The organism is Cupriavidus sp. WS (assembly GCF_000395345.1).
In the GTDB taxonomy this organism is placed as follows: domain Bacteria; phylum Pseudomonadota; class Gammaproteobacteria; order Burkholderiales; family Burkholderiaceae; genus Cupriavidus; species Cupriavidus basilensis_B.
Genome location: NZ_AQPL01000662.1, coordinates 1 through 993, shown reverse-complemented (window position 1 = coordinate 993; position 993 = coordinate 1). Strand labels below are relative to the sequence as shown.

Annotated in this window: 1 protein-coding gene; it reads right to left on the bottom strand. The window is 71.5% G+C overall.

Annotation, left to right across the window (positions count from 1 at the left end):
* Nucleotides 1–87 precede the first annotated feature (87 nt).
* A partial coding sequence (locus K206_RS40500) for a phospholipase domain-containing protein (protein WP_020207118.1) occupies nucleotides 88–993 on the bottom strand: 906 nt, incomplete at its 5' end.

Genomic DNA, 993 nt, shown 5'->3' with positions numbered 1-993 from the left:
GCGTGGCCAGCGCCAGCGCGCCGGCCGCGAGAGTGCGCATGGCGCGCGTTCCGATTTTGCTCATGACGGTTCCTGTGCGGGCGCGGTTCACAGCATGTCCACCGCGGCGCCGCCGATGCGCGGATCGGTCAGGCTGTGGCGGCCGGTTTCGATATGGCCCGCGAAGCGGCGCAGGAAGCCGTCGCCGGCGTCCGTGGTGAGGCGCACGTCGAACCACTGGCTGGTCGCGCTCAGGTCCCAGCTGTCCTGCTGCGAGGCGCCGGGCGCGAGATGGTAGGTGCGCGCGTCGGCGCTGTCGTAGCCGTTGGCGGCGTACATCACGCACGCCTGCTTGCCCTGGTTGACCAGCGTCAGCAGCAGCTTGCCGTTGGTGATGTCGTAGCAGGCCGCCACCTCGGGCCCGGCCTGCCCGAGCTTGCCGCGGAACTGGTTGAGGAAGCCGTTGGGGCCGTAGACGGAGAGATCGTAGCGGCCGTCCTGCGCGCCGGCCGGCTGCGGCATCCAGTTGTCGGACAGGCTCTTGCCCGCCTCGACGGTGTACTGCCACACGCCGCCGCCGTTGTTGAGCGCGTCGAAGGTGGCGGGCGGGAACACCGTGTCGTCCTGGTCGTGCGGCTTGTCCGGCTCGGCGTAACTGGTGGCGCCGTTGGCATAGACGATGAAGCCCGCGCCGGCCGCGCCGGTGTTGGCGAAATCGATCCAGAAGCGCTTGCCGTCGGCATCCGCGCGGCCGTGCGCGAACAGCTCGTAGGGCAGGGCGCGCGCGCGGCGCTGGCCGACCTCCTGCACCGGGCGCGTGGGCGCGGACGGCACCGCCGGGCTCGGACGGGTGCGGGCCGCGTCGGCGTCCGCCTTGTAGTACGTGGTGTTGGGCAGGTCGGTGGGCAGGTCGCCGTTGGGCTTGGTGAAATCGAAGGCCGAGGTCAGGTCGCCGCAGACCGCGCGGCGCCACGGCGAGATGTACTCGCACGGCACGCCGAAGCGCGCCTCGAT